This window comes from Streptomyces sp. NPDC051315, from assembly GCF_044455165.1.
Classification (GTDB): domain Bacteria; phylum Actinomycetota; class Actinomycetes; order Streptomycetales; family Streptomycetaceae; genus Streptomyces.
This window is the reverse complement of sequence record NZ_JBITEN010000029.1, coordinates 37,427-59,176: the sequence shown is the minus strand read 5'-3', so window position 1 is coordinate 59,176 and position 21,750 is coordinate 37,427. Positions and strand designations below refer to the sequence as shown.

Genomic DNA, 21,750 nt, shown 5'->3' with positions numbered 1-21,750 from the left:
ACGGCCGTCGCCCGGAGGTGACCCGCATGTCCCCGACCCCGCCCCGGCCCCCCGCCTCCCGGCACCAGCACCGCCCGCCCCTGCGCTCCGTCCGGACGAAACGTCCCCGCTGGGCCATGCGGGCGACGATGACCCTCTCGGTGGTGATCCTCGCCTCGGCCGGCATCGGCCACTCGGTGGTCAGCAGCCTCGACGCGGACATCGCCCGCGTCGACCCCTTCAAGGACATGAAGAACCGCCCGCGGGCCGGCCACGGCATGAACGTCCTGCTGGTCGGCACCGACGGCCGCGACCGGATCACCGAGCAGGAGCGCCGGCGCTACCGCCTGGGCGGCGCCCCCTGCCACTGCACCGACACCCTGATGATCGTGCACATCTCGGAGGACCGGGAGCGGGCGAGCGTGGTCAGCCTGCCGCGGGACTCCTACGCCGAGACGCCCCCGCACACCGACCGGAACACCGGCCGGAGGCACCGGGGCCACCCCCTCAGGATCAACGCGGCGTACGCGGAGGGCGGCCCGCAGCTGACCGTGCGCACGGTCGAGCACATGACGCGGGTGAAGATCGACCACTACCTGGAGGTCGACTTCACCAGCTTCATGCGGACGGTGGACGTCCTCGGCGGTGTGAAGGTCTGTACGGCCCTGCCGCTGAAGGACCCCTACACGGGGCTGGACCTCCCGCCCGGCACGCACACCCTCAAGGGCGGAGAGGCACTCCAGTACGTCCGCTCCCGTCACATCGACGCCGACTCCGACCTCGGCCGGGTCAAGCGCCAGCAGCGGTTCCTGGCGGCCCTGGTCGACCACGCGACCTCGTCCGGCATCCTGCTGAACCCGCTGAGGTTCCGTGACGTGGCGCGGGCGGTGCTCGGCTCGGTGCGGGCGGACCGCGGTTTCGGCACCGACGAGCTCCTCGACCTCGGCCGCGCGATGCGCACCTTCTCCCCGTCCTCCTCGGAGTTCACGACCGTCCCCATCGCCCAGATGGGACACGTCGTGAAGGGCATCGGCTCGACCGTGAAGTGGGACCCGGTCAAGGCCGAGCGCCTCTTCAGGTCCCTGCGCGAGGACAAGCCCCTCGCCACGGCCCCCCGCAAGCGCGACACGGCCGTACGCGTCGAGGTGGCCCCCCAGCAGATCCGCGTCCACATCGAGAACGGCACGCCCACCCTGGGCCTGGCGAAGCGGGTGGACACGGCGCTGGCGGCCACCGGCTTCCGCACCACCGGCCGCCCGACCCCCGCCCGCGACCGCGCCGTCCCGCGCACCGTCATCACCTACGACCCGCGCTGGAACCGCTCCGCGAAGTCCCTGGCGGTGGCCCTCCCCGGCAGCGCGCTGCGCGCCGTGCCCGGCCTCGGACCGACGCTGAGGGTGACGCTCGGGGCGGACTTCCGGCAGGTGCGCAAGGTGCGGGCGGAGGATCCGGGGCAGGGCGAGTTCGGGGTGGTGCGGGGCGACGAGGTGGGCTGCTCCTGAGCGGCTGCCGCGCCGCCGGCGCCGGCGTGGCTCAGTCGTCGAAGCCCTCCGCCGCGCGCCGCTCCCGCAGCTCCATGATCGCCCGTCGGCGGGCCAGCCGGTGGGTGCGACGGATCTGCGCCTCCTGGTAGCGGCGGCGGTCGCGGTCGGTCTCCGGGAGGACCGGCGGTACCCGGCGCGGCTTGCCGTCGGCGTCGACGGCGGCGAAGACGAGGTAGGCGGAGCCGACCTGGGTGGGCGGCGCGGACTCGTTCCAGCGCTCGGCCAGGACCCGTACGCCGACCTCCATGGAGGTCCGGCCGGTCCAGTTGACCTGGGCCTTCACATGGACCAGGTCACCGACGCGGACCGGCTCGAGGAACGCCATCTCGTCCATGGACGCGGTGACGGCGGGCCCGCCGGAGTGCCGGCCGGCCACGGCGCCCGCCGCGTCGTCGACGAGCTTCATGATCACACCGCCGTGCACCGTGCCCAGGAGGTTGGTGTCGTTGTGGGTCATGATGTGGCTGAGCGTGGTGCGGGACGCGGAGGTGGGTTTGCCCGGTATGTCCGAGGAATCCGACTCCACTGCGGTGACCTGGTCTGTCATGGCCTCCACCTTATGCGGAGACGGACATCCCGGGATTTTGTGTCAGGTTGGCAACAGCGGAGCCCTGATTTTCCGACGGCCCTTGTAAGGCACACCGTCCGGACCGGCACACTAAGGCGCATGAACGATTGGCCCGAGGGATGGTCCGACGACAACCGCGGCTCCCGGTACGGACGCGGCAGCGCGAGCGCACAGCCCGAGGGCGCGCGGGTGATGCGACAGGTCCGCCGTGGTCCGGCCGCCCCGCCGCACGGCGCCGGCGTCCCGCAGCAGCCGTCGTACGTCGACGGCCAGGGATACGGCGACGGCGACTACACGAACGCCCGGAACACCGGGTACGACAGCGGCTACAACACGGGCCAGGTCTACGGCGGCGGACCCGGCGGGCCGCAAGGACCCGGCACCCGTGGCCCGCGGCCCGCGCCGGACTGGCGGCGCCGCATCAAGTGGACCGCGATCACCGTCGTGACCGTGCTGGTCGTGACGACCGTCGGCACCTACTTCTGGGCCGACTCCAAGCTCCAGCGCGAGGTCGACCTGTCGAAGGTCATCGACCGGCCCGACGAGGGCGAGGGCACCACCTACCTGATCGTCGGCTCCGACAGCCGCGAGGGCATGTCCGCGCAGGAGAAGAAGGAGCTGCACACCGGCTCCGCCGAGGGCAAGCGCACGGACTCGATGATGATCCTGCACACCGGCTCCAACGGCGACACGCTGATCTCGCTGCCGCGCGACTCGGACGTGGAGATCCCGTCGTTCGTGGGCTCGGAGTCCGGCAAGCGGTACGAGGGCACGGGCCGGCACACCAAGCTGAACGCCGCCTACGCGGAGGACGGCCCCGAGCTGCTGGTGCGCACGGTCGAGTTCAACACGGGTCTGCGCATCGACCACTACGTGGAGATCGGCTTCGCCGGGTTCGCGAACATCGTGGACGCGGTCGGCGGCGTCGAGATGGACATCCCGCAGGACATCAAGGACACCAAGTCCGGCGCGGACCTGAAGAAGGGCAAGCAGACCCTGAACGGCGAGGAGGCCCTCGCGTTCGTCCGCACCCGGTACGCGCTCGCCGGCTCCGACCTCGACCGCACGAAGAACCAGCAGAAGTTCCTCGCCGCCCTGGCCAACCAGGTGGCCACGCCGGGCACGGTCCTCAACCCCTTCAAGCTCTACCCGACCATGGGCGCGGGCCTGGACTCCCTGATCGTCGACAAGGACATGGGCCTGTACGACCTGGCGAAGATGTTCTTCGCCATGAAGGGCGTCAACAGCGGTGACGGCAAGTCCATGAACATGCCGATATCCGGCTCCTCGGGCAGCAACCTCGTCTGGGACAAGGCGAAGGTGAAGCAGCTGGTGGACCAGCTGAAGAACGACGAGAAGGTCACGGTGTCGGGTGACTGACCGGCCCGGCGGCGGACCGCCGTTCGACGCCGTCCTGTGCGACGTCGACAACGTGGTGCGACACTTCGACTCCACCCACCTGGAGGCGCTGGAACGGGCCGCGGGGCTGGCGGAGGGCACCACCAAGAAGGTGGCGTTCTCCCCCGAGGTCGACGGGCCGCTGCTGCTGGGCCACATCACCGAGCAGGAGTGGGTGGAGGCCATCGCCCGCGGGCTGACCGGACTCGTGGACGAGGAGACGGGCTGGGCGCTCGGCACCGCCCTGCTGGAGTCGCCGTTCCACGCCGACGAGGACGTGGTGACCCTGCTGCGCCGCGCCCGGGTCCGGGTGCCGCTGGTCCTCGTCTCCAACGCCACCCTCGGCCTGGAGCGCGACCTCGAGGCCCTCGGCCTGGCCGCACTCGCCGACCACGTCGTGAGCAGCGCCCGCGTCGGCCTCGCCAAACCCGACCCGCGCATCCTCGAACTCGGCGCGGAACGGGCGGGCGTCCGGCCCGACCGATGCCTGTTCGTGGACGACACCCTGGAGAACGTCGAGGCGGCCACCGCGCTGGGCATGACCGCCGTACACTTCCGCGCGCCGGCCGACCTGGAACGGGCCCTGGAGCCGCTGTTCGCCTGAGCGGCCGGCCCCTGGCCTCAAGCCGCTCACGCTCCCTGGGCCCGCGACAAGGGCACCCGGCGAGGGTGCCCTTGAGGGGGTGCGGGCGGTCGTCACATCGAGGCGCCCGCCATCGCGCGGCACATCTCGGCGCAGCGGCGACAGGCCTCGGCGCAGCGCATCATCTGGGCGTCCTCCGGCATGGCCATACACGCCTCGGCGCACATGTCGCACGCCCTGGCGCACATCGCGCACATCTCGGCCGCCATGGGCGAGCGCCGCATCATCATGTCGGCGCACATGCGGGTCGTCTCCGAGCAGTCCATGAGCGCGCGCATGATCTGCATCTGGGCCTGGCCGCCCATCTGCATGCAGGAGCTCATGGTCTCCTCGCACACACTGTGGCAGGACATGCACGCCTCGACGCAGTCCTGCATCTCCTGGCTCATCGCGGTCATGCTTCCGGGCTGGGTCATGACTCCTCCTCGCGGAGAGAGGGGTGGGGCCCGGTCGGGCTCCCTGTGCCCTTCCGTCGTACGCCTCCCGGCCGTTCCGCGCCATCGGACGACAGCGCAACGGCCCCCGGCAGGAAGCCGGAGGCCGTTGTTCTTGCAGGTCGGTGCGCTGTGGCAGCGAGCTCGGCCCGCAGGACCGTTACGGGAGGTTCCTCGCCATGACGATCCGCTGGACCTGGTTCGTGCCTTCGTAGATCTGCGTGATCTTGGCGTCGCGCATCATGCGCTCGACCGGGTAGTCGCGGGTGTAGCCGTAGCCGCCGAGCAGCTGGACGGCGTCCGTGGTGACCTCCATGGCCACGTCGGAGGCGAAGCACTTCGCGGCCGCGCCCTGGAAGGTCAGGTCGCTGTCGCCGCGCTCGGACTTGGCCGCCGCCGCGTACGTCAGCTGGCGGGCGGCCTCGATCTTCATGGCCATGTCGGCGAGCATGAACTGGATGCCCTGGAAGTCGGCGATGGGCTTGCCGAACTGCTTGCGCTCCTGGACGTAGTTCTTCGCGTAGTCGAAGGCGCCCTGGGCGACGCCGAGGGCCTGGGCGGCGATGGTGATGCGGGTGTGGTCGAGGGTCTTCATCGCCGTGGCGAAGCCCGTGCCCTCCTCGCCGATCATGCGGTCGGCGGGGATGCGGACGTTGTCGAAGTAGACCTCGCGGGTCGGGGAGCCCTTGATGCCGAGCTTCTTCTCCGGGGCGCCGAAGGAGACGCCCGGGTCGGACTTCTCGACGACGAAGGCCGAGATGCCCTTCGAACGCTTGGCGGGGTCCGTCACCGCCATGACGGTGTAGTAGTCGGAGACGCCCGCGTTGGTGATCCAGCGCTTGACGCCGTTGAGGACGTAGTGGTCGCCGTCGCGGACCGCCTTCGTCTTCATGCCGGCCGCGTCCGAACCCGCGTCCGGCTCGGAGAGGCAGTACGAGAACATCGCGTCGCCCTTGGCCAGCGGGGACAGGTACTTCTTCTTCAGGTCCTCGGAGCCGGAGAGGATCACGGGGAGCGAGCCCAGCTTGTTCACCGCGGGGATGAGGGAGGAGGAGACGCAGACCCGGGCGACCTCCTCGATCACGATCACCGTCGCCAGCGCGTCCGCGCCCGCGCCGCCGTACGACTCGGGGACGTGCACCGCGTGCAGGTCGTTGGCGACCAGCGCGTCGAGCGCCTCCTGCGGGAAGCGGGCCTCCTCGTCCACCGCGGCGGCGTACGGCGCGATCTTCGCCTCGGCCAGCGAACGGATGGCGTCGCGGAGCATGTCGTGCTCCTCGGACGGGCGGTACAGGTCGAAGTCAGCCGATCCGGCCAAGGTCTCTCACGCTCCAAAACACTGGGGTGATCTCGCTAATTACCGTTAAGTAACTCAAATTTTAGGGGCCTGCCCGAGGCAGGGGATACGTGACCTTGGCGACAAGCGGAACGACGCCGGGAAACGCACCGGAGAACTGCCCGGTGAGGGGCGTCCTCACGCCCCGACTATGCTCGTCCCGCGTCCGATCCCCGTCCAGCCCAGGAGCACCACCATGGCCCTCAAGATCACCGTGATCGGCACCGGTTATCTCGGCGCCACGCACGCCGCGGCCATGGCCGAGCTGGGCTTCGAGGTCCTCGCCCTCGACGTCGTGCGGGAGAAGATCGAGATGCTGGAGCGGGGCGAGACCCCGATGTACGAGCCGGGCCTCGAGGAGCTGCTGCGCCGGCACGTCGCCGGGTTCGAGGGGTCCAGCGGGCGGCTGCGCTTCACCCAGGACTGGGCGGAGGTCGGCGCCTTCGGCGACGTCCACTTCGTCTGCGTGAACACGCCGCAGAAGCACGGCGAGTACGCCTGCGACATGTCCTACGTCGAGTCCGCGATCGCCTCGCTGGCCCCGCACCTGCGCGGGCCCGCCCTCGTCGTCGGCAAGTCGACCGTGCCCGTGGGTTCCGCCGACCGGCTCGCCCGGACGATCGCCGAGCTGGCGCCGGCCGGTGAGGACGCCGAACTGGCCTGGAACCCGGAGTTCCTGCGGGAGGGGTTCGCGGTCCAGGACACGCTGCACCCGGACCGGATCGTCGTCGGTGTGCGCAGCGAGCGGGCCGAGAAGGTGCTGCGGGAGGTGTACGCCACGCCGGTCGCGGAGGGCTCGCCCTTCGTCGTCACCGACTTCCCCACCGCCGAGCTGGTGAAGACCTCCGCGAACTCCTTCCTCGCCACCAAGATCTCCTTCATCAACGCCATGGCGGAGGTGTGCGAGGCGGCCGGCGGTGACGTCGCCAAGCTGGCGGAGGCCATCGGCTACGACGACCGGATCGGGAAGAAGTTCCTGCGGGCCGGGATCGGCTTCGGCGGCGGCTGTCTGCCCAAGGACATCCGGGCGTTCATGGCCCGCGCCGGTGAGCTGGGCGCCGACCAGGCGCTGACCTTCCTGCGGGAGATCGACTCGATCAACATGCGGCAGCGCGGGCAGATGGTGGAGCTGGCCCGGCAGGCCCTCGGCGGCGGTCCCTTCCTGGGCAGGCGGGTCGCCGTGCTCGGGGCGACCTTCAAGCCGGACTCCGACGACGTGCGGGACTCACCCGCCCTCAACGTGGCCGGGCAGATCCACCTCCAGGGCGGCCAGGTGACCGTCTACGACCCGAAGGGCATGGCGAACGCCCGCAGGGTCTTCCCGACCCTCGGCTACGCCGACTCGGCCCTGGAGGCCGTGCGGGGCGCCGACGTCGTGCTGCACCTCACCGAGTGGCGGGAGTTCCGCGAGCTGGACCCGGGGGTGCTCGGGGAGGTCGCGGCGGCACGGCTGATCCTCGACGGGCGCAACGCGCTCGACCCGGAGCTGTGGCGGAAGGCCGGCTGGACGTACCGGGCGATGGGCCGTCCGACCGCCTGACGGGCCGGCCCCGGCAGCCGACGACGCCGGTTCGGCCGAGGCTCAGTCGGCCGAACCGGCGTCTGGGTGCATTCTGCCGCACCCGGGCGGCACGTGCGGGGTGAACCTCCTCCGGGCCCCTCGGGGGCTTGCCGGGCAACTCCTGTGGGGTCCTCGGGCGTTCCCGGATTCCTCCCGTGGGCTCCTCGGTGTGTCCGGGTTCCTCCGGTGGGTTACGGCGCCCGTAGCGCTGGGAACCCGTGCCCCCCGTGCGTCCGCCGGACGCTCATCGAGGAGGTTGTGCATGGCGCCCGTCGTCCGTGTCCGTTCCGTCGTACTCGACTGCACCGACCCCCACGCCCTCGCCGGCTTCTACGCGGCTCTGCTGGGCGGCACGCCCGAGACCGAGGACGACGACTGGGTCGTCCTGCGAGTTCCGGGCGGTCCCCGGCTCTCCTTCCAGCGGGTGGAGGAGTACACCCCGCCCGAGTGGCCCCGGGGCGACCGGAACGCGCAGCAGTTCCACCTCGACTTCGACGCCGGCGCCACCTGGGAGGAGGTCGACGCGGCCCACGAGCGGGCGCTGGCGCTGGGGGCGCGGCCGCTGGACGTCGAGGACCGGGAGAAGAAGGACTTCCAGGTGTACGCCGACCCGGCGGGGCATCCGTTCTGCCTGTGCCGGATCGAGGACCCCGAGGCCTCCGTCTAGGGCCCTGCGCCGGGGCTCGGGCCCCGGCGCCCGCCCGCGGCGCCGGGGGTCCCGTGGCGGCCGTCAGCCGTCGAGCTCGTCGATCCTCGCGCGGGACGGCCCCCGCGTCGTCTGGAGATCACGGGCCACGTCCTCCGCCGCGCCCAGCACCCGTACCGCGTTCTGCCAGGTCAGCTTGGCGAGGTCGGGCTTGGACCAGCCCCGGTCGAGGAGTTCGGCGATGAGGTGGGGATAGCCGGAGACGTCGTTCAGGCCCTCGGGGGTGAAGGCCGTGCCGTCGTAGTCGCCGCCGATGCCGAGGTGGTCGATGCCCGCCACCTCGCGCATGTGGTCCAGGTGGTCGGCGACCGTCGCGACCGTGGCGGTCGGGCGCGGGTGCCGCTCCTCGAAGGCGCGGTGCACCTTCATCGCCTCCGGGGTGGTGGCGAGGTGATGGAGGCCGTGGGCGCGCATGTTCTCGTCGGCCGCGGCCGTCCAGTCCACGGCCGCCTGGAGCACGAACTTCGGTACGAACGTCACCATCGCGACGCCCCCGTTGGCGGGCAGCCGCTCCAGGACGTCGTCCGGGACGTTGCGCGGGTGGTCGCAGACGGCCCGTGCGGAGGAGTGGGAGAAGATCACCGGCGCGGAGGTGGCGTCCAGCGCGTCCCGCATCGTCGTCGCCGCCACGTGGGACAGGTCGACGAGCATGCCGAGCCGGTTCATCTCCCGTACGACCTCGCGGCCGAACGCCGTCAGGCCGCCGGCCTTCGGCTCGTCGGTCGCGGAGTCCGCCCAGTCCACGTTGTCGTTGTGGGTGAGCGTCATGTAGCGCACGCCGAGCGCGTACAGGCCGCGCAGGGTGCCGAGGGAGTTGGCGATGGAGTGGCCGCCCTCGGCGCCGATGAGCGAGGCGATACGGCCTTCCGCGCGCGCCGCCTCCATGTCGGCGGCCGTGAGCGCGGCGCGCAGGTCGCCCGGGTGGCGGGCGATGAGCTGTCGTACGCAGTCGATCTGCTCCAGGGTCGCCGGGACCGCGTCGGGCAGGTCCGCGCGCACGAACACCGACCAGTACTGCGCGCCGACCCCGCCCGCGCGCAGCCGGGGGATGTCGGTGTGCAGGTGGGCGTGCTGGTCGGTGGCGATGTCCCGGGCGTCGAGGTCGTAGCGGACCTGCTCGCGCAGCGCCCAGGGCAGGTCGTTGTGCCCGTCGACGACCGGGAACTCGCGCAGCAGTTCCCGGGCCTCCTCCAGCGGGGTCATCGGCGTCACTTCCCGAAGCCGAAGCCGCCCGCGGACCCGTCGACCTTGGCGCGCAGCCGCTTGCCCTTCTCGGTGGCCTGGTCGTTGAGGTCCTGCTGGAAGTCCCGCATGCGGGCCAGCAGGTCCTCGTCGTGGGCGGCCAGGATGCGGGCGGCGAGCAGGCCCGCGTTGCGGGCGCCGGCGACCGAGACCGTGGCCACCGGCACGCCGGCCGGCATCTGCACGATCGACAGCAGGCTGTCCATGCCGTCGAGGTACTTCAGCGGGACCGGGACGCCGATCACCGGCAGGGGGGTCACCGAGGCGAGCATGCCGGGCAGGTGGGCGGCGCCGCCCGCGCCCGCGATGATCACCTTCAGCCCGCGGTCGGCGGCCTGCTCGCCGTACGCGACCATCTCGCGCGGCATGCGGTGCGCGGAGACGACGTCGACCTCGTAGCCGATCTCGAACTCGTCGAGGGCCTTGGCAGCGGCCTCCATGACGGGCCAGTCGGAGTCGGACCCCATGACGATGCCTACAACCGGGCTCATTCGGTGATCGTGCCTCTCAGGTAGCCGGCAGCGTGACGGGCGCGTTCCAGCACGTCGTCGAGGTCGTCGCCGTAGGTGTTGACGTGGCCGACCTTGCGGCCGGGCTTCACGTCCTTGCCGTACATGTGGATCTTGAGCTTGGGGTCGCGGGCCATGCAGTGCAGGTACGCGGAGTACATGTCGGGGTAGTCGCCGCCGAGGACGTTGACCATGACGGTCCACTTCGCGCGCGGGCGCGGGTCGCCCAGCGGGAGGTCGAGGACCGCGCGGACGTGGTTGGCGAACTGGCTGGTGACCGCGCCGTCCATGGACCAGTGACCCGAGTTGTGCGGGCGCATCGCGAGCTCGTTGACGAGGATGCGGCCGTCGCGGGTCTGGAACAGCTCCACGGCGAGGTGACCGACGACGCCGAGTTCCTTGGCGATGGTCAGGGCCATCTCCTCGGCCCGGAGCGCGAGGGCCTCGTCGAGGTCGGGCGCGGGGGCGATGACGGTGTCGCACACGCCGTTGACCTGCTGCGACTCCACCACCGGGTAGGCGACGGCCTGGCCGTGCGGGGAGCGTACGACGTTGGCGGCGAGCTCGCGGACGTAGTCGACCTTCTCCTCGGCGAGGACGGGCACGCCGGCCCGGAAGGGGTCGGCGGCCTCCTCGACGGAGTCCACGACCCACACGCCCTTGCCGTCGTAGCCACCGCGGACCGTCTTGAGGACGACGGGGAAGCCGTCGCCCTCCGCCGCGAAGGCGGCCACGTCCTGCGGGTCGCTCACGATCCTGTGCCGGGGGCACGGGATGCCGATCGCGTCCAGCTTCGCGCGCATCACGCCCTTGTCCTGGGCGTGCACGAGCGCGTCGGGGCCGGGGCGCACGGGGATGCCGTCCGCCTCCAGGGCCCTGAGGTGCTCGGTGGGGACGTGCTCGTGATCGAAGGTGATCACGTCACAGCCCCGCGCGAAGTCGCGCAGCGTGTCCAGGTCGCGATAGTCGCCTATGACGACATCGCTCACCACCTGGGCCGCCGAGTCCTGGGGAGTGTCACTGAGGAGCTTGAACCTGATGCCCAACGGGATGCCCGCCTCGTGTGTCATACGAGCGAGCTGACCCCCGCCGACCATGCCGACTACCGGGAACGTCACGCCCCTAGGGTATCGGCCACGCCGGGCGGCCGGATTCCGCGGTTCTCACCCGGGTCCTTCCCTCTTCTTACCCTCCCCTTCCGGGCTTCTTTCCGGCCGGTTTCCGACCCGGGAGCCTCAGCACAGGAAACCTGTATGGGGGGTGGTTAGCATGGCTGGGTTGACGAAACCGAACCCGGACGGGGGCCTGTACGACCATGGGACATGGTTCCTCGGGCGAAGGACGGCTGCGAAGACTCGTCCACGAGCTCGCCAAGTTCGGCGCCGTGGGCGGAGCGGGGCTGCTGGTCAACCTCGGTGTGTTCAACCTGGTGCGGCACGTCACCGACCTGCCGGTGGTGCGGGCCAGCGTCATCGCCACGGTCGTCGCGATCGTCTTCAACTACGTGGGGTTCCGGTACTTCGCCTACCGCGACCGGGACAAGAGCGGGCGCACCCGTGAGCTGACGCTGTTCCTGCTGTTCAGCGCGGTGGGGCTGGTCATCGAGAACGGGCTGCTGTTCCTCGCGACGTACGGTTTCGGGTGGGACAGCCCGCTGCAGAGCAACGTGTTCAAGTTCCTCGGGATCGGGGTCGCCACGCTGTTCCGCTTCTGGTCGTACCGGACCTGGGTGTTCCGGGCGATTCCCGTGCGGGAGGCCGTGGTGGGGGCGGAGTCGATGCTGGCGGCGGAGTCGCGCCGGCCGAAGCCGAAGCAGCGGGTGAGCTGAGCGGGGGTCTCGTCGGCGGGGTCACCTGCGCCGGCGTTCACCGTCGTGGGCGCGGGTGCGGGCGCCGCGGAGGCTGCCGCCCCGGCCCCCTATCGGCCCTGAACCGGCCTCGCCCTCACAGGCGGGCCGAGCGGCACACCTGACCGTGCCACGAAACGGCCGCCGGACGGGCGGAGCACACCTGGCCTGCGCCGTCGGCCGGCCGCCGGACGGGCCGAGTGGGCGCCTCCGGCCTTCGCCCTGAAGGTGCGCGTGCCTCGGCGTCCCTACCTGACCGTCGGCTCCTCTTGTTCCGGGGTCTTCTTCGCGGGGGCCGTCCGGGAGAGGAACAGGCCGAAGACCGGGGGCTGGGCCTGGAGCATCTCCAGGCGGCCGCCGTCGGCCTCGGCGAGGTCGCGGGCGACCGCGAGGCCGATGCCGGTGGAGTTGCGGCCGCTGATGGCGCGCTCGAAGATGCGGGCGCCGAGGTCGGCGGGGACGCCGGGGCCCTCGTCGGTGACCTCGATGACGGCCTGGTTGCCGGTGACGCGGGTGCGCAGGGCGACCGTGCCGCCGCCGTGCATGAGGGAGTTCTCGATCAGGGCCGCGAGCACCTGGGCGACCGCGCCGGGGGTGCCCACCGCCTCGAGGTGGCGTTTGCCGGAGCTGACGATGGCGCGGCCCATGCTGCGGTAGGCCGGGCGCCACTCGGCGAGCTGCTGCTGGATGACCTCGTCGAGGTCGAAGGTGACGGCCGAGCCGGTGCGGGGGTCGCGGGAGTTCGTCAGCAGGCGCTCGACCACGTCCGTGAGGCGTTCCACCTGTGTGAGCGCGATGGTGGCCTCCTCCTTCACCGTGTCCGGGTCGTCGGTGAGGGTAATCTCCTCCAGCCGCATCGACAGCGCGGTGAGCGGGGTCCGCAGCTGGTGGGAGGCGTCGGCGGCCAGGCGTCGCTCGGCGGTGAGCATGCGGGCGATCCGCTCGGCGGAGGAGTCGAGGACGTCGGCGACCCGGTCCAGCTCGGGGACGCCGTAGCGCTTGTGGCGGGGGCGGGGGTCGCCGGAGCCGAGGCGTTCGGCGGTCTCGGCGAGGTCGGTGAGGGGGGAGGCGAGCCGGTTGGCCTGGCGGATGGCGAGGAGGACCGCGGCGATCACCGCGAGCAGCGCCACCAGTCCGATGATCAGCAGGGTGCGGCCGACCTCCCGGGTCACGGAGGAGCGCGGCTCCTCGATGACGACCGTCTCGCCCTCCTCGCCCACCGCCTTCCCGCGGATGACGTCGCCCTCGGGCTTGACGCCGACCTCGATGGCCCGCTGTCCGGGGATGCGGATCACGGCGTAGCGGTCCTGGGTGACCTGGTCGGCCAGCACCTTCGCGTCGACGATCCCGGCGCCCAGCAGCCGGCTGTCCACGATGCTGGCCAGCCGCGCCGCCTCCAGCTCGACGCGCTCCTGCGCGCTGTTGCTGATCGTGCGCGTCTCGACGATGACGAGGGACACCCCGAACACCGCGATCACGACGAGCACGACGGCGAGAGTGGACTGGATGAGACGGCGACGCACGGGCTTCTCCGGACGGTGGCTCTACGAGACGGGTGAGTGCGCCCCCCGAGGGGCGCGGGGAGCCGGGCGGCCGGCCCCCACGGCCGACGGCCGCGCACACGCGTCAGCCCGCTGGGCGTCACGCGCCCCCGCGACAGGGCTCAGCTCTTCTCGAATCGGAAGCCGACCCCGCGCACGGTGGCGATGTACCGCGGATTCGCCGCGTCGTCGCCCAGTTTCTTCCGCAGCCAGGAGATGTGCATGTCCAGCGTCTTGGTCGACGACCACCAGGTCGTGTCCCAGACCTCGCGCATCAGCTGGTCCCGCGTGACGACCCGGCCGGCGTCCCGCACGAGCACCCGCAGGAGGTCGAACTCCTTCGCGGTGAGCTGGAGCTCCTCCTCGCCCATCCAGGCGCGGTGCGACTCGACGTCGATGCGCACGCCGTGGGTGGCGGGCGGCTGCTGGGGTTCCGCGGAGCCGCGCCGCAGCAGGGCCCGGACGCGGGCGAGCAGCTCGGCGAGGCGGAAGGGCTTGGTGACGTAGTCGTCGGCGCCCGCGTCCAGACCGACGACGGTGTCCACCTCGTCGGCGCGCGCGGTGAGGATCAGGATCGGCACGCTGTGGCCCTCGGCGCGCAGCCGGCGGGCCACCTCCAGACCGTCCATGCCGGGCAGGCCGAGATCCAGCACGACCAGGTCGATGCCGCCCTGGATGCCGGCGTCGAGCGCGGACGGTCCGTCCTCGCGCACCTCGACCTCGTACCCTTCCCGGCGCAGTGCGCGGGCCAGCGGCTCCGAGATGGACGCGTCGTCCTCGGCGAGCAGTACACGGGTCATGAGGTGATGGTAGTCCGCACGGAGCGAGGCCAGAGGCGTGATGGGGGACCTCGGTTTCTTACCTGTGGACATGCCGGACAGCCGGCCCTCCCCCACCCGGCCGATCCTGGTACGGACCTGTGGTCGGGAGATGTCATCCTGGTATGGACCTTGGAAACAGCGATCCGGGTTCCGTGATCACCTGTGATCCCCGTCTCAAGTCCTTCCATATCCGGCACTGTCCTGCCGTATGGTGAAACAACGCCTGTAGCACGCAGGGACCTTCGGCGCTCGACTTGACGCTGAGGGTCTCTTTTGTGTGCGGGCCGGTGCCCCTGCCGGCCTTGGAAAGGAACGACCTGTGGCCGGGCCCCCACTCGGGGCGTGGATCCCGGTGGTCGCCGTCCGCCGCTCCGAGACCCGGAGCGGACTCCCCCGTGGGCGTGGGGTGGACGGGCCGATCACGCCGGTGCCGGCCGCCCCACCGGGCGCGTAACGCTCCACTCATGCGTCCCGACAGCAAGGAACGACCATGGCGTCCAGCCTGACGAAGGACTCGGCCCGTCCGGGCATCCCCGGCTCCGGGAAGACCTTCTTCGGCCACCCCCGCGGACTGGCCACTCTCTTCATGACCGAGATGTGGGAGCGGTTCTCCTACTACGGCATGAAGGCTCTGCTCCCGCTGTACCTGGTGGCACCGGGCGGCCTGCACCTGAGCGCGGCCACCGCGACCGCCATCTACTCGGTGTACCTGTCCCTCGTGTACCTGCTCGCCCTCCCGGGCGGCTGGTTCGCGGACCGTGTCCTCGGCCCCCGCAAGACGGTCGCCGTCGCCGGTGCGGTCATCATGCTCGGCCACCTCACCCTGGCCCTGCCGGCCGCCGGCACCTTCTACGCGGGCCTCGGTCTGGTCGCCATCGGTTCCGGTCTGCTGAAGGCCAACATCTCCACGATGGTCGGCCACCTCTACGAGGGCGCCGACGACCCGCGCCGCGACGGTGGTTTCACCATCTTCTACATCGGCATCAACCTGGGCGCCTTCGCCGCCCCGCTGGTCATCGGCACCATCGGCGAGAGCGTCAACTGGCACCTGGGCTTCGCGCTCGCCGCGCTCGGCATGGCGCTGGGTCTGGCGCAGTTCCTGCTCGGCAGCCGTCACCTCGACTCCCGCTCGGACGTCGTGCCGACCCCGATGACCGCCGCGGAGAAGACCGCCACGCTCCGCAAGGCGGGCCTGTGGGCCGCCGTCGCGATCGTCTTCTACGCGATCGTCGGCTTCTCCGGCCACTACACGCTGAACTGGCTGCTGGTCCCGATCACCGTCGCCGGCCTGGTCATCCCGGTCCTGGTCATCGCCCGCATCAAGCGGGACAAGGAGCTCGACCGGGCCGAGCAGTCGAAGATGTCCGCCTACATCTGGTTCTTCGTCGCCGCCGCCGTGTTCTGGATGATCTACGACCAGGGCGGCTCCACGGTGTCGCTGTTCGCCGACTCCTCGGCGGACAACACGGTCTTCGGCTGGGAGTTCCCGGTCTCCTGGTACCAGTCGGTCAACCCCGTCATGATCATGGCGCTGGCGCCGGTCTTCGCCTGGGCGTGGCTGGCCCTGGCCCGGCGCGGCAAGGAGCCCAGCACCGCGACCAAGTTCGCCATGGGCCTGGTCATGATCGGCGCGTCGTTCTTCCTGTTCCTCGCCCCGCTGGCGATCGCCGACGGCGGTCACAAGGCGGCCGCGATGTGGCTGGTCGGCATCTACTTCGTCCAGACGATCGGTGAGCTCACCCTCTCCCCGGTCGGCCTGTCGGTCACCACGAAGATGGCGCCCGCGAAGTACGCCTCGCAGATGATGGGCGTCTGGTTCCTGGCCGTCACCGCCGGTGACGCCACGACCGGTCTGCTCTCCATCGCCGGCGTCGACCTCAACAAGACGGGCATCGTGGCCTTCGAGGCCGTGCTCGCCGTCGCCGCCGGTGCGGCGGTGTGGATGTACCGCAAGCGGGTGAAGGAGCTCATGGGCAACGTCAACTGACGTCCCGCCCGCTCTCTCCCGGAGGGCCACCGCGACCTCGGCCGCGGTGGCCCTCCGGGCGTTTCAGCGCAGCCGTCCGCGCCCGGGCATGAAGGTGAACACCGCCGCGCCCAGCAGGACCGCCGTACCGGCGACCAGGCCGAGGGCCTTGAGGGTGCCGTGGTCACCCGCGCCGGTCTCCGCGAGGCCGCCACCGGCCGCCGTGCCCCCGCCGGCGGCCGTACCGCCGGACGACGAGGAGCCGTTGCCGCCGCCGGACGCGCCGCTCGCCTGTTCGGTGGTGTCCAGGGTGAGGGAGACCTGCGAGGAGTCGGGGGTGCAGGTCGTGGTCGTGCCGAGGGCCTCGATGGTGAGGACGCCCGGGGAGAGGGTGGACACGCCGGTCGCGCCGGGCCTGTAGGTGCCGGTCAGGTCGGGGATCTCGATCGGGTCGCCCGATGGGATGGGCGCCGCGTTGGCCGGTCCGGTCACCTTCACCGACCCCTGGTCCGCACCGCCGAGGACCACCTGCAGCGACGGTTTGACCGAGTGGGCCGGGATGTCGATCGGGCTGTCCATCACCGACTTCTCGAACTGCGCGGTGAGGTCGTAGCCGCCGCCGTTCTTCCGCGCGTTGATCTGCACGGGCGAGGTGGCCTTCTTCTCCCCGATGGGCGAGGCGCAGGTGTAGGGGACCTGGACGACCTTGCCCGTGAAGTCCGTCTGGCCGCCGCCGTCGCCGGTGCCGGAGGGCGAGGGGGAGGCGGAGGGGGAGGCCGGGGGCGTGGTCGAAGGGGAGCCGGACGGTGACGACGGCGGGCTCGGCGAGGTGGACCCCGACGGGTCGGGCGAGCCGCTCGACGGGCTGCCCTCCCCCGCCGTGACGGTGATCGTCGCCGCCGGCTGCACCGGCTCCGTCGGCGCGCACCGGGTGTCGGTCGACATGGCGTTGACGACGTACGCGTCCGGCGTCAGCGTCACCCGGCCCGCCGCCGTCAGCTTCAGGGTGCCCTTCATCGTGGACAGGACCATCGCGCCGCCCTTGGGGATCGCCGGGTTCTGCCGCGGGCCCCGCATCGCGATGTCGGCGGTCTGCGCGCCGGCCGCCCGGAGCGTGCCGGACGGCTGCACCGAGTCGGCGGGCAGGTCGATGATGTCGGGGTTCCTGGAGGCGGCCTGGGTGAACTTCCAGACGACGTCGACGGTGTCCCCGGCCTTCGCCGTGGCCGGCGCGGTGATCTCGACCTTGGTCGTGCCCTTGACCTCGGGCAGGCCGACGCCCGCGGGCGGTACGCACGTGGTGGCGTAGGACACCTCGGCGGCCTGGGCCTGCCCGGCGGTCACGCCCAGCAGAGCGGCCGCCCCGGCGAGCAGGACGGCGGTACCGGCCGCCACGGCCCTGGTGCGCCGTCCGGTCCCGGTCGGTGCGGCTCTCTCGCTCTCGCTCACGTGGTTCCCTTCCTGCTCGGAGTCGTGGGACTCGTCGGACGGTCGTCGTGCGGCGCGGAGAGCCGGCCCGCCGTGCCCGGGTCGGAGTCCGGGGTGAACCACGGCAGGGTCGGAGCCGGTGCGGCTGCCCGGTCCGGGGCGGGATCGCGCCGGGGAAGGCCCGGGAGCCGGACGGACGGACGCGGACCGCCTGCGGACGCACGCGCCCCCCGGCGCCGGGCCGCCGGGCGCGGCCGGACCCGGTCCACCACCGCCATCCCGGCGCGGAAGACCGCCGCCGGCACCACCAGGCAGACCAGGATCCAGAACAGGGTCACGCCCCAGGGGCGGCCCACCCCCCACGGCTGCTCGGCGAGGACCTTCCCGCCGTACTTCAGCGAGACGGTGTAGTCGCCGTGGGCGCCGGCGGTGAGTTCGACGGGAAGTTCGACCCGGGCCTTCCTGCCGGGGGCGACGGTGCCGCGCCACTGCCGTTCGTCCCACCGGGGGGCGAACACGCCGTGCGCGGTGCCGACCTGGAAGACGGGGTCGGTCACGGGCGCGGTGCCCAGGTTGCCGACGGTGAGGACCAGCGTGCGGGCGGGCGGGGCGCCGAACCAGGTGAGCAGGCCGTCGCCGCCCTCCAGCCGGGTGTCGCTGAGGACCGCCAGCCGTCCGCCGGCCGGCGCGGCGGGCAACGGCTCCACGGGGTGCCCGGCCACCTGGAGCGCCGCGTCGGCCTGCGCCTTCGCCCCGGTCGTGGTCGCGACGTGGACCACGCACGGACACGGCACCGGCGGCTCGGCCACCGGCAGCGCCCGGCTGAAGCGGCCGTCGGCGTCGGTGGTGACGGCCCGGCCGTCCGCGTTGGCACAGGAGTTGGTGCCGCCGACGACGCCCCTCGACGGCGCGGCCTGCCCGCAGATCAGCAGCATAAGCAGCGCGCGCGGCCGCCAGCCGGCGCCGGTGACGGTGATCGACCCCCCGGTCCCCGCCTGGGGCGCGGAGAGCTTCACGGTCGGGGTGCCGGCCGCCGAGGCCGGTCCCGCGCAGGGCGTCAGCAGCAGGGCGGCGAGCACCGTCGCCAGCGCCACGACCCGCACCTTCCCGCTCACGCCGGCTCCCCCTCCGCACGCCGCGCCGCGCTCGTACGGCGACGGCGTACGAGCGCGGCGGGGGCCGTGGCGGCCAGCAGCACGCCGGCCGCCGTTCCCGCCGCCGCGTCCCAGCGCACGAACCGTGCCGAGGTACCGGCCGTGGCCCGCGCGGCACCGGGCGCGGTGACCGTCAGACGGACGGTGACGGCGTCGAGGGCCGGGCGGTCGGTCCAGGGTTCGTCGAGGCGCAGCCGACGGCCCGGGGGCAGACGGACGGGCAGGGTGCGCGGGGCCCGGTCGAGGACGGTGCCGAGGACCCCGTCGGCGTGCACCGCGAGACGCGGGACGACGACCGTCGTACCCCGGTTGACCAGCTCGTACGTGATGCGGTCGGCGCGCACCGCCACGTGCTCGACGGTCAGCGCGGGCAGTTGGGGACCGCCGACCCGCAGCAGCAGCCGTACCGTCCGCCCGCGCCCGTCCGAATCCCGTACGACGAGCGTGCCGGAGTGGTCGCCGGGGGACGCGTCCGGGGGGACCGTGACCGTGAAGGGGACCTCGGCGCGGGTCCGGGCGGGGACGCGCAGGGTGGTCCGGGCGGGAGTGACCGGCAGGTGGGTGCCGTGCAGCCGGACGGAGAGCGGGTGCGCGGCCCGGTTGGTCACGGCGAGGGTGTCCTCGAGCACCGCGCCGGGCGCACCCTCCGCGTAGAAGGACGGCCGCCCGCCACCGGAGGGTGCGACGGACCAGCCTTCGGAGGCGGACGTGGTGGGCCCGTGGTTGGTGGACACGGCGGACCCGTCGTCGGTGGCGGACGTGGTGGGACCGTCGTCGGTGGCGGGCGCGGTGGGCCGGTCGGTGGCGGACGCGGCGGCGGTCGGCAGGAGCGGCAGGGTCAGCAGCAGGGCACAGGCGGCGGCGTACGGCATCGGCGGCTCCAGGGGGCCGGGGCGGGCGCGAAGCGCCTTGTGGGGGGGTGACGGTGGGCGACGGGCGGGCCGTACGGGGTGCCGTACCGGAGGTCGTACGGGCGTCGTACGGGGGTGGTGGTCAGGGCGTTCGGTTCCGCCGGGTCAGCCACAGGCTTCCGGCCACGCCCGCGAGGAGGACCGTGCCGCCGAGTGTGGCGAGGGCGATCGCGGAGTCCTCGGGGCCGGTCTGCGGGAGGCTGCCGCCGTCGGCCGTCCCTGCGCCGCCGGTCGTGCCACCGCTGCTCGAGGTGCCGCCGTCTGTCGTGCCGCCGCCTGTGGTGCCGCCACCCTTGGCCGTCACCTCCAGGGTGAGCGAGGGGCCGGGGTCGTTGGTCGGTGTGCAGGTGGTGGTCGTACCGAGCGCCTTGATGGTGAGCACACCGGGCGTGAAGGTGACCTTGCCGGTCTTCTTCGGGGTGTACGTGCCGCTCAGGTCGCTGATCCTGATGGGGGTGTCGGCCGGGATGGCCTCCTGGTTGGCCGGGCCGGAGACGTTGAGGGTGCCGCTGTCGGCGCCGCCGAGCCTGATGGTGGCGCTCGGGTTCATGGCGCCCTTGCCGAGCTCGACGGGGCTGGAGGAGACGCCCTTCTGCCAGGACATGGTGATCTTGTAGCCGCCGCCGCTCTCGACGCCCTTGATGTCGATCGGTGAGACGGCGCTCTTGTCACCGATGGGCGTCTTGCAGGCGTAGTGGACGTCGACGACCTCGGCCCTGGCCGCGGGGGCGGCCATCCACACCACCGGGCCGGCCAGGGCCGCGACAGTCGCGAGCGCGGCGGTTCGCTTCCGGTACGACACGGTCCCTCATTCCTGACAGCTCCTTGCCGCCAGTTCCTGACGGCGCATCAGATCGGGCCGTCAAGGTACGCCCGGGTTCGCGAGGAGGGAAGGGAAGACGCACACCCGAGTTGCGCCGAACCGGCGCGGGCGGGCGGAGGGGACGGGAGTGGCGTGGAGGCGGTCGGCGGGCGCGGGAGGGTGGGCCGCCGGTGACCGCGGAGAGGGGGAGGGAGGGGCGGTGAGGGACGGGAGGGGGGCGCAGGGTCCGGAGGGGGGCGTCTGGCCGGGGGCGGGCCGCCGCCGCACGGAGGACCGGACCGCGGATCGGCTCGCCTCAGGCCGGTCGGAATGAATCAGGCAGGTCGGACGGGTCAGGTCAGCCGGGACAGGATCAGGTCAGCCGGGACCGGATCAGGCCGCCCGGAGCGGACCAGAGCGGTGGACCGGATCAGAGCGGTCGACCGGATCGGGCCATCGCGTGAGACGGGCCCGGCCCTCGGAGGGCCGAGTCCGGTGACGTGGGGAACCGGTGTCCTACGCCGGGGCGCCCAGTTCCGCCCACACCGTCTTGCCCGCGACGTCCGGTGTCCGGACGACACCCCAGTCCAGGCAGAGCCGCTGCACGATGAACATGCCGTGGCCGCCGGGGCGGCCCGCGCGGTGGGGGGTGCGGGGGGACGGCTGGCCCGTGCCGCGGTCGGAGACCTCGACGCGGATGACCTTGTTGTCGCAGCCGAGGACGAGCTGGTCCGGGCCCTCGGCGTGCAGGCAGGCGTTGGTGACCAGTTCGGAGACGACGAGCAGCACGTCCTCGGCGGCGGCCCGCTGGTCGGCCGTCGCGGCGGGCAGCCAGCCCCACGCGTAGAGCGCCTGGCGGGCGAAGTCACGGGCGAGCGGGACCACCCCGCTCTCGCCGTCGAAGCTCAGTCTGCGGACCTGACGACCCGCCGACGCCCCGGAAGCGCCGCTGGGCTCCGGGCCGCGGTCGCCCGGCGAATAAGGCCGGGTGGTGCTCATCAGCGCTTCACCTCACCGATTCACCAGTTCATGATTCACACGATTCGAGATTTCTAGAGTGCACGAGATGTCACGAGCCCGGGAGCCAGTAGACACGGTCCGCTGCCGTCGCACGGTCGGTCCGCTCATCCCGCCCCCTTTTCGCGCGTGGCGCTCTGTCCCGCGCTGTGCCACCGACATGTTCAGGATGTCTCCTGCCCGACGGAACCGGCGGGACACCCCTCGTTCGCCCGGATCATTTCCCGGACCCGTTCCCGGATCGCCCACCCGGACCGTCCCCCCGGACACGAGCCTCCCCGTCCGAGCGTCACCTGTCCGACCGTCGCCCGTCCGGCTCTCCGCTCCGCGGCCGGCCCGGCACG

The 21,750-nt window shown here is 72.2% G+C and carries 20 protein-coding genes; 7 read left to right on the top strand and 13 right to left on the bottom strand.

All coding sequences use genetic code 11. The features are described from left to right. Window positions 1-26 precede the first annotated feature (26 nt). Window positions 27-1,481 (top strand): LCP family protein, encoded by a 1,455-nt coding sequence (locus ACIBBD_RS36685; RefSeq protein ID WP_399424086.1) that lies wholly within the window; start codon window positions 27-29, stop codon window positions 1,479-1,481. Between the two features lie 31 nt (window positions 1,482-1,512). On the opposite strand, the gene ACIBBD_RS36680 is transcribed toward ACIBBD_RS36685, so the two are convergent. Further along, the gene (locus tag ACIBBD_RS36680; protein ID WP_399424084.1) at window positions 1,513-2,070 is read right to left on the bottom strand and encodes an acyl-CoA thioesterase; all 558 of its coding nucleotides are present in this window, start codon (window positions 2,068-2,070) and stop codon (window positions 1,513-1,515) included. 120 nt (window positions 2,071-2,190) lie between these two features. Here ACIBBD_RS36680 and ACIBBD_RS36675 point away from each other — a divergent pair, with 120 nt between their 5' ends. After that, window positions 2,191-3,471 (top strand): LCP family protein, encoded by a 1,281-nt coding sequence (locus ACIBBD_RS36675; RefSeq protein ID WP_399424082.1) that lies wholly within the window; start codon window positions 2,191-2,193, stop codon window positions 3,469-3,471. Next, entirely contained in the window at window positions 3,464-4,093 is a 630-nt protein-coding gene (locus ACIBBD_RS36670) for an HAD-IA family hydrolase (RefSeq protein ID WP_399424080.1), read from the top strand. Before ACIBBD_RS36675 ends, ACIBBD_RS36670 begins: the two co-directional genes overlap by 8 nt. A gap of 92 nt (window positions 4,094-4,185) precedes the next feature. On the opposite strand, the gene ACIBBD_RS36665 is transcribed toward ACIBBD_RS36670, so the two are convergent. Both ACIBBD_RS36665 and ACIBBD_RS36660 read right to left on the bottom strand, forming a co-directional pair. Further along, window positions 4,186-4,548, bottom strand: a complete 363-nt coding sequence (locus tag ACIBBD_RS36665) for a four-helix bundle copper-binding protein (RefSeq protein WP_399424078.1) — start codon at window positions 4,546-4,548, stop codon at window positions 4,186-4,188. 178 nt (window positions 4,549-4,726) lie between these two features. Further along, window positions 4,727-5,884 carry an acyl-CoA dehydrogenase gene (locus ACIBBD_RS36660; protein ID WP_399424076.1) on the bottom strand — a complete coding sequence of 386 codons (1,158 nt, stop codon included), beginning with the start codon at window positions 5,882-5,884 and terminating at the stop codon, window positions 4,727-4,729. Between the two features lie 214 nt (window positions 5,885-6,098). Between ACIBBD_RS36660 and ACIBBD_RS36655 the strand changes: the two genes are divergently transcribed. Both ACIBBD_RS36655 and ACIBBD_RS36650 read left to right on the top strand, forming a co-directional pair. Beyond that, the gene (locus tag ACIBBD_RS36655) at window positions 6,099-7,442 is read left to right on the top strand and encodes a UDP-glucose dehydrogenase family protein (RefSeq protein ID WP_399424074.1); all 1,344 of its coding nucleotides are present in this window, start codon (window positions 6,099-6,101) and stop codon (window positions 7,440-7,442) included. 283 nt (window positions 7,443-7,725) lie between these two features. Beyond that, window positions 7,726-8,130 carry a VOC family protein gene (locus tag ACIBBD_RS36650; protein ID WP_399424072.1) on the top strand — a complete coding sequence of 135 codons (405 nt, stop codon included), beginning with the start codon at window positions 7,726-7,728 and terminating at the stop codon, window positions 8,128-8,130. Between the two features lie 63 nt (window positions 8,131-8,193). On the opposite strand, the gene ACIBBD_RS36645 is transcribed toward ACIBBD_RS36650, so the two are convergent. The 3 genes from ACIBBD_RS36645 to ACIBBD_RS36635 are packed head-to-tail and all read right to left on the bottom strand — an operon-like array spanning window position 8,194 to window position 11,038. After that, on the bottom strand, window positions 8,194-9,372 hold the full coding sequence (locus tag ACIBBD_RS36645; RefSeq protein ID WP_399424070.1) for a dipeptidase: 1,179 nt from the start codon (window positions 9,370-9,372) through the stop codon (window positions 8,194-8,196). A 5-nt stretch (window positions 9,373-9,377) separates the two neighbouring features. Beyond that, window positions 9,378-9,902 carry a 5-(carboxyamino)imidazole ribonucleotide mutase gene (purE, locus tag ACIBBD_RS36640; protein WP_399424068.1) on the bottom strand — a complete coding sequence of 175 codons (525 nt, stop codon included), beginning with the start codon at window positions 9,900-9,902 and terminating at the stop codon, window positions 9,378-9,380. Beyond that, window positions 9,899-11,038: a 5-(carboxyamino)imidazole ribonucleotide synthase gene (locus ACIBBD_RS36635; protein ID WP_399424066.1), complete on the bottom strand. Its 1,140-nt coding sequence runs from the start codon at window positions 11,036-11,038 to the stop codon at window positions 9,899-9,901. Before ACIBBD_RS36635 ends, purE begins: the two co-directional genes overlap by 4 nt. Before the next feature lie 197 nt (window positions 11,039-11,235). On the opposite strand from ACIBBD_RS36635, the gene ACIBBD_RS36630 reads away from it, so the two are divergent. Beyond that, window positions 11,236-11,748, top strand: coding sequence for a GtrA family protein (locus ACIBBD_RS36630; RefSeq protein WP_399424064.1), 513 nt, complete (start codon window positions 11,236-11,238; stop codon window positions 11,746-11,748). Between the two features lie 266 nt (window positions 11,749-12,014). On the opposite strand, the gene ACIBBD_RS36625 is transcribed toward ACIBBD_RS36630, so the two are convergent. Then, the gene (locus ACIBBD_RS36625; protein ID WP_399424062.1) at window positions 12,015-13,289 is read right to left on the bottom strand and encodes an ATP-binding protein; all 1,275 of its coding nucleotides are present in this window, start codon (window positions 13,287-13,289) and stop codon (window positions 12,015-12,017) included. A 140-nt stretch (window positions 13,290-13,429) separates the two neighbouring features. Beyond that, complete coding sequence (locus tag ACIBBD_RS36620) at window positions 13,430-14,107, bottom strand: response regulator transcription factor (protein ID WP_399424060.1); 678 nt, start codon at window positions 14,105-14,107, stop codon at window positions 13,430-13,432. A gap of 511 nt (window positions 14,108-14,618) precedes the next feature. Between ACIBBD_RS36620 and ACIBBD_RS36615 the strand changes: the two genes are divergently transcribed. Next, the gene (locus tag ACIBBD_RS36615) at window positions 14,619-16,115 is read left to right on the top strand and encodes an oligopeptide:H+ symporter (RefSeq protein WP_399424058.1); all 1,497 of its coding nucleotides are present in this window, start codon (window positions 14,619-14,621) and stop codon (window positions 16,113-16,115) included. Between the two features lie 63 nt (window positions 16,116-16,178). On the opposite strand, the gene ACIBBD_RS36610 is transcribed toward ACIBBD_RS36615, so the two are convergent. From ACIBBD_RS36610 to ACIBBD_RS36590, 5 genes are all read right to left on the bottom strand, one after another. Further along, window positions 16,179-17,468, bottom strand: a complete 1,290-nt coding sequence (locus ACIBBD_RS36610; protein WP_399424134.1) for a hypothetical protein — start codon at window positions 17,466-17,468, stop codon at window positions 16,179-16,181. A 71-nt stretch (window positions 17,469-17,539) separates the two neighbouring features. After that, the gene (locus tag ACIBBD_RS36605; protein ID WP_399424056.1) at window positions 17,540-18,637 is read right to left on the bottom strand and encodes a hypothetical protein; all 1,098 of its coding nucleotides are present in this window, start codon (window positions 18,635-18,637) and stop codon (window positions 17,540-17,542) included. Then, window positions 18,634-19,548, bottom strand: coding sequence for a hypothetical protein (locus ACIBBD_RS36600; RefSeq protein WP_399424054.1), 915 nt, complete (start codon window positions 19,546-19,548; stop codon window positions 18,634-18,636). The genes ACIBBD_RS36605 and ACIBBD_RS36600 overlap by 4 nt, the downstream gene beginning before the upstream one ends. Before the next feature lie 121 nt (window positions 19,549-19,669). Next, window positions 19,670-20,389, bottom strand: coding sequence for an LPXTG cell wall anchor domain-containing protein (locus ACIBBD_RS36595; RefSeq protein WP_399424052.1), 720 nt, complete (start codon window positions 20,387-20,389; stop codon window positions 19,670-19,672). A gap of 516 nt (window positions 20,390-20,905) precedes the next feature. After that, window positions 20,906-21,388: an ATP-binding protein gene (locus tag ACIBBD_RS36590; protein WP_399424051.1), complete on the bottom strand. Its 483-nt coding sequence runs from the start codon at window positions 21,386-21,388 to the stop codon at window positions 20,906-20,908. Between the last annotated feature and the right edge of the window lie 362 nt (window positions 21,389-21,750).